This is a genomic window from Curtobacterium sp. B18 (genome assembly GCF_000333375.1).
Classification (GTDB): domain Bacteria; phylum Actinomycetota; class Actinomycetes; order Actinomycetales; family Microbacteriaceae; genus Curtobacterium.
The window spans coordinates 1-5965 of the sequence record NZ_BACZ01000447.1 but is presented as its reverse complement, the minus strand read 5'-3'; the positions used below and the strand labels follow the sequence as shown (position 1 = coordinate 5965).

Below are 5965 nucleotides of genomic sequence, written 5' to 3'. Positions count from 1 at the left end.
GGCACTACACGACCGAGGGACTCATCCCCATCGCGCTCGGCGTCCGGGGCGCCACGTGGCCGATCCACGGTGCGGACTGGATGTGGACGACGATCGGCTGCGCACTGGGCCTCGTGATCGTCCTGAACAAGGCGCTCAACGACATGGTGCACGTCGCACGCGCGAACGCCGGTCTCGAGAAGCTCGTCGACCGCCGTGACGCCGGCACCGTGCCGTCCGGCCGACGGCTCGCGACGCTGCGCCGGGCCGCACGGTTCCTGCCGTTCCACCGCCTGTACCACTCGGTCGAACTGAGCATCCTCGCGTTCGTCTTCGCGCTGCTCGGGCTCGTGATCGGTCATCCGCTGGCCGACCGGATCCTCGTGGGCGCGCTGCTGCCGCTCGCGGTGCTGGCGACCTTCGGGCACTTCCTCGCGATCATCTCGTCGAAGCGGGTCCGGGCGTGACCCCTGGGACGCTCCGTCGCCACGCCGTGCCGCACCGTGACCGGCCCCGCGTCGCCGTCGTGAGCCTGTCGCAGGGCACCCGACCCGACGAGCTGCGTCGTGGTCTCGAGAGCGTGCTCGCGCAGCAGGACGTGGAGCTCGACGTGGTCTGCGTCGGCAACGGGTGGGAGCCTACCGGCCTGCCCGAGGGCGTCCGGACACTGGCGCTGCCCGAGAACGTCGGCATCCCCGCCGGACGGAACGCCGGCGCCGACGTGGTCGACGGCGACTACGTGTTCTTCCTCGACGACGACGCCTCGGTGCCGTCCGAGACCTTCCTGCGTGACGCGATCGCCCTGTTCGAGCGCGACCCGTCGCTCGGGCTCGTCCAACCCCGGGTCGTCGACCCCACCGGCGCCGCGAACCCGACCCGGTGGATCCCCCGCATCCGCAAGGGGGAGCCCGACCACTCGTCGCCGGTGTTCTCGGTGTGGGAGGGCGCGGTCATCCTGCCGATGGACGTGTACCGCGCGACCGGGGGATGGGGCGCGGCGTACTTCTACGCGCACGAGGGCATCGAGCTCGCCTGGCGGGTGTGGGACGCCGGCCGACGGACCTGGTACGCCGGGGACCTCGTCGCACACCACCCCGCGATCGACCCGGCACGGCACACCGAGTACTACCGGCTGAACGCCCGGAACCGGGTCTGGCTCGCGCGGCGCAACCTGCCGGCGGTGCTCCGACCGCTGTACGTCGGGTCCTGGGCGGCGATCCAGGTCGCCCGGTGGTGGCGGCACCCGCGACGTCTCGCGACCTGGTTCGCCGGCGTCCGCGAAGGATGGCGCACCGACTGCGGCCCGGTGCACGTGATGGGGTGGCTCACGATCGGCCGGATGACGCTCGCCGGTCGCCCGCCCGTCGTCTGACCCACCCGCCCCGAACCGTCCCCGGACCCCGGAAGAGAGACCATGCCGATCATCAGCGACGCGCGCACGGCCCTGCGGCTCGCCGAACGCCTGCTCAAGTCCCGTCGCAGCCGCCGCGAACTGGCACGGCGTCTGCCGTCCGTCCCGGAACCCGCGCGGGGGAGCGTGGAGATCGCCGTCTACTTCGCGGACGGCCCGGTGAACATGTACCAGGTGCGGCAGTGGTACGCGCCCCTGGCCGAGCTCGCGGCGACGCACCCCGTGGCGATCATCGCGCGGAGCCCCGGCACCATGCTCGCCCTGCTCGACGAGTCGCCGGTGCCGGTGGTGTACGCCAGGCAGGTCGTGGACCTCGAACGGTTCGTCGACGAGCAGGCACCGAAGATCGTCTTCTACGTCAACCAGAACGCCCGCAACTTCCAGATGATGCGGTACGGGCGCATGTGGCACGTGTTCGTGAACCACGGCGAGAGCGACAAGATGTACATGACGACGAACCAGTTCAAGGCGTACGACTACGCCCTGATCGCCGGTGACGCCGCTCGTGAACGCCTGTCGGACGCGCTCTGGGACTACGACCTGGACACCCGCACGATCGCGATCGGTCGCCCGCAGGCCGACCACTTCGCCGGTGCCGCACCGTACCCGGCCGACGGTCGGACGGTCGTGCTGTACGCGCCGACCTGGGAGGGCGACCGGGCCGCTGCCGCCTACGGCTCGATCGCGAGCCACGGCACCACGATCGCCGAGCGGGTGCTCGCGTCGCCGGCGCACCGGCTGGTCTACCGCCCGCACCCCCGCAGCGGCGTCAGCGACCCCGCGTACAAGGCCGCACACGAACGGATCGTCGCGGGCATCGCGAGCGCGAACGCCGCCGACCCGAGCGCGCACCACGTGTACGACGACGGACCCGGCCTCGGCTGGCAGCTCGCCGGTGCCGACGTGGCGATCACGGACATCAGCGCGATGATCTACGACCGGCTCGCCGTCGGGAAGCCGCTCATCGTGACCCGGCCGGTCTCGCCCGAGGCGGACGTCGACGAACGCGGGTACCTCGGGGACGCCAACTGGCTGACCGCGACGGACGCGCACGACGTGGTCGCACGGGTGGACGCCGCGGTCAGCGACGCCGCCGAGCTCGCGAAGCTGCGCCACTGGGTGGAGCGGTACTTCGGGGACACCACGCCGGGTGCGGCGACCCGGCGTCTGCACGACGCCGTGGAGCGTCTGCTCGCCCGCTGGCACGAGGTCGCGGCGGCTCGCGGCGAGGACTGACCGACTGGCCGGATCGGCCCATGGGGGCGCGGCGCGGCGCGGGGCGTCACGCCGCACGGGCGTCACCCACCAGGCACATCCGCCAGACGTACTCGGAGCGGTCCGGACGACGCCAGCGGACGATCACGACGCCGGTGTCCTCGGGGTCGGCGCCGAAGACGGCCATCGAGAGGGACCGGCCGGGCTCGAGCCGGTGCACGGCCAGGGGCGGCGAGTAGCCGTTGCCGAGGTGGGTCAGGGTGATGCCGTCGACGGGTTCGTCCCCGACGTTCAGCAGGTCGTAGCGGTGGGGTGCTCGGGAACGGTCGATCGAGAACGGGACGGCGTACGCCGGTGTCGGGTGGTGCATGCCGTCACCGTAGGGTGAGGGTCTGACGTCGGGTGGCCGGTTCGGCGTGGGGGAGCGATCGCTGTGGAGAGCGGTGCGGGGGACCCTGGTTGTGGACGGGTGAGGTCGTCAGACGGTGTAGTCGGCCGAGTACCGCTGCAACGCTTCCTCGATCGTGCCGTCGAACTGCAGGCGGCCCTTGTCGAGGTAGAGCCCGCGATCGCAGAAGCGGCGCAGGTCCTTGTCGCTGTGCGAGACGAAGAACAGCGTGCGACCACCGGCGAGGAGCTCCTCGATCCGCTTGTAGCACTTCTCGCGGAACCCCTTGTCACCGACCGCCAGCACCTCGTCGACCAGGATCACCGGTTCGTCGAGCCGCGAGATGACCGCGAACGCGATGCGTACCTTCATGCCGCTGGAGAGGTGCTTGTACGGGGTGTCCACGAAGTCGCCGATCTCGGCGAACTCGATGATCTCGTCGAAGGCGTCACGGATCTCGGCCCGGGACATGCCGTGCAGGCCGGCGGTGAGGTAGACGTTGTCGCGCACCGAGAGGTCCCCGACGAAGCCGCCGGTGATCTCGATCAGCGGTGCCACGCCGGCACCGACCTGGACCCGACCCTCGTCGGGGAGCATGACCTGCGCGACCAGCTTCAGCAGCGTCGACTTCCCCTGCCCGTTGCGCCCGACGACCCCGATCGCCTCGCCCGGACGGACGTCGAACGACACGCCCCGGAGCGCCCAGAACTCGTCCGCTCGCTTGCGGCGGTTGCTGCCGGCGAACAGGTCCTTGAAGCTGCGGCTCGCCCGACGGTTGCGCTTGAACCGGATGCCGGCGTCACGCACGGAGATCACGGGGGCGACCGCCTGGCTGCGGGTGGTCTGCTGGGTGGCGGTCATCACAGCTCCTTCAGGACGCGGTGCTCGCTGCGGCGGAACACGACGAGCCCGATCGCGAGGACGACGACGGTGACCACGGCGGAGACGGCGATCTCGAACCAGTTGAGCTGGGACGGGAAGAACGCGGACCGGTAGATGCCGAAGATGCCGCTCAGCGGGTTGAACGCGGCGATATCGTGCAGTCGGTCCGGGAGCGCCGTCGTGCTGTAGATGATCGGTGACGCGTAGAAGAAGAATCGCAGGATGAGCTTCACGGCGCGTTCGAGGTCGCGGAAGAAGACCACGAGCGGCGCCACGATCAGGCCGATGCCGTACACCAGCGCGGCCTGCAGCACGATCGCGAGCGGGTAGAGCGCGACCTGCCAGTGCAGGTGTGCCCCGGTGGCGATCGCGAAGACGGCGAGCACGGGCAGGCTCAGCAGGAACTCGATGCCCTTCGAGGCGTTCACCCGGGCCACCCAGATGCTCCGCGGGATGGTCGTCGAGCGGATGAGCTTCGTCTCGCTCACGAAGGCGCGGGTGGAGTCGGACACCGCGCCGGTGAACCACATCCACGGCAGCAGGGCCGACAGCAGGAACACGATGTACGGCTCTTCGCCCACCTTGCCCCGGTGGAACACCTGGGTGAAGACGAACCAGTAGATCGCCGACATCACGAGCGGGTCGAGGATCGACCAGAGGTAGCCGAGCGCCGAGGTCGAGTACCGGACCCGGAGGTCACGTGCCGTCAACAACCAAAGGGCATGGCGATAGCGCCGAACCGCGCTCCGGGACGCCATCGGTGTGGCGGTCGGGGTCGCGGTCGGCGCGCTCGCTGTGGTCACGGTATCCCTTCGGGCGGAACCGCCGAGGGGGTCCTGACGCTGGTTCAGGCGAACAGGTTGTTCGCGCGCTCGAGGTCCTCGGCGAAGTCGATCTCGACGGCGTAGAGGTCGGAGATGTCGATCGGGCTCCAGAGTAGCCCGTCCTCGGCGATGGCCGCCTCGATGCCGCCCTCGAAGTACTCCTGGTCGTCGACGCGGCCGAGCTGGCGGATGAGCGCCTGCTTGTCGGACGAGGACACGTAGTTGATGCCGACGGCCTCGCCGAGCCCGCCCACGACCTGCTTCGACAGCTTGTGGATGAAGCCCTCGGCGTCGACCGTGTACTTGACCTCTTCGTCGGAGACCTTGTCGGTGTTGACGCTGACGAACGAGCGGTCCTCGTCGATCATGTCGGCGGCACGGACGAGCGCACGGGGGTCGAAGACGACGTCACCGTTCATCCACAGCACGCCGCCCTTGCCCGTGGCCTTGAGCGCACGGAGCAGGCTCTTCGAGGTGTTCGTGGAGTCGTACGACTCGTTGTAGACGAAGTTCGCCTCGGGGAACGCCTCGACGATGTACTCCGACTTGTAGCCGACGACGATCGTGACGCGAGCGCTCGAGCCGAACGCGGCGCGGATGTTGTCGAACTGCTGCTGCATGATGGTGCGGCCGTCGCTCAGTTCGGTCAGCGGCTTCGGCAGGCTGCGCCCGAGGCGGCTGCCCATCCCTGCTGCGAGGATGACGATCTGCGTGGTCATGCTGGTCCCTTCTGGTGTCCGCCCGCGCGCCCTGGGGCACGGGCGGGCCTCGTCGAGTCTGCCCCCGCAAGGTTCGATCTGCCCGGGAGGACCGCCGTCTCTGCGCGCATTCGCAGGGAGGGATCGTCACGGGGAGGCCGGCCGGGGCAGGTTTCCAAGTGGTGAACACTTCGTCGTGCCTCGGTGAATGATACGGAACGACCCGCCGACGGGGTACAGCTCCGGGCGCTTCGTGCTCAATTCGTGACCCCGCACCGGGGATTCGGGACAGCGCGCCCCGGGCGTCCCCCGCAGCCGGGTGAGCGTTGGTACGGTGGGGCGGTGGCCGCAGCAGCAGGGGAAGACGACGACGTGTACGCCACGTCGGACGCCGCCTGGCTGACCGAGGAAGCGGAAGCGGAAGCCGCCGACGCGGACGACACCGCCGACGCGGACGACACCGCTGACCCGGACGACGCGGCCACCGAGGACGACGACGCCACCGCGACGGACGACGACGCCACCGCGACGGACGACGTCGCGGACGACGACATGGGGGACGGGGATG

The 5965-nt window shown here is 70.0% G+C and carries 7 protein-coding genes and 1 pseudogene; 4 read left to right on the top strand and 4 right to left on the bottom strand.

All coding sequences use genetic code 11. The features are described 5' to 3' along the window. The 3 genes and pseudogenes from I5E_RS12150 to I5E_RS12140 all read left to right on the top strand — a co-directional run. Positions 1-446: pseudogene (locus I5E_RS12150) on the top strand (CDP-alcohol phosphatidyltransferase family protein); the annotation flags it as partial. Beyond that, complete coding sequence (locus I5E_RS12145) at positions 443-1351, top strand: glycosyltransferase family 2 protein (protein WP_022907225.1); 909 nt, start codon at positions 443-445, stop codon at positions 1349-1351. The pseudogene I5E_RS12150 and the gene I5E_RS12145, both read left to right, overlap by 4 nt. Before the next feature lie 42 nt (positions 1352-1393). Then, positions 1394-2626, top strand: a complete 1233-nt coding sequence (locus I5E_RS12140; RefSeq protein ID WP_022907224.1) for a CDP-glycerol glycerophosphotransferase family protein — start codon at positions 1394-1396, stop codon at positions 2624-2626. A gap of 46 nt (positions 2627-2672) precedes the next feature. Here I5E_RS12140 and I5E_RS12135 read toward each other — a convergent pair whose 3' ends face one another. The 4 genes from I5E_RS12135 to I5E_RS12120 all read right to left on the bottom strand — a co-directional run bounded on the left by I5E_RS12135 (position 2673) and on the right by I5E_RS12120 (position 5418). Further along, positions 2673-2975 (bottom strand): hypothetical protein, encoded by a 303-nt coding sequence (locus I5E_RS12135; protein ID WP_022907223.1) that lies wholly within the window; start codon positions 2973-2975, stop codon positions 2673-2675. A 108-nt stretch (positions 2976-3083) separates the two neighbouring features. Next, the gene (locus tag I5E_RS12130) at positions 3084-3854 is read right to left on the bottom strand and encodes an ABC transporter ATP-binding protein (protein ID WP_022907222.1); all 771 of its coding nucleotides are present in this window, start codon (positions 3852-3854) and stop codon (positions 3084-3086) included. After that, positions 3854-4633 carry an ABC transporter permease gene (locus I5E_RS12125; protein ID WP_031262460.1) on the bottom strand — a complete coding sequence of 260 codons (780 nt, stop codon included), beginning with the start codon at positions 4631-4633 and terminating at the stop codon, positions 3854-3856. Before I5E_RS12125 ends, I5E_RS12130 begins: the two co-directional genes overlap by 1 nt. Positions 4634-4722: 89 nt before the next feature. Next, positions 4723-5418, bottom strand: a complete 696-nt coding sequence (locus tag I5E_RS12120; RefSeq protein ID WP_022907220.1) for a phosphocholine cytidylyltransferase family protein — start codon at positions 5416-5418, stop codon at positions 4723-4725. Positions 5419-5739: 321 nt separating this feature from the next. Between I5E_RS12120 and I5E_RS21725 the strand changes: the two genes are divergently transcribed. After that, positions 5740-5965 (top strand): hypothetical protein (locus I5E_RS21725; protein ID WP_187290506.1); only part of this gene is annotated, 226 nt, incomplete at its 3' end.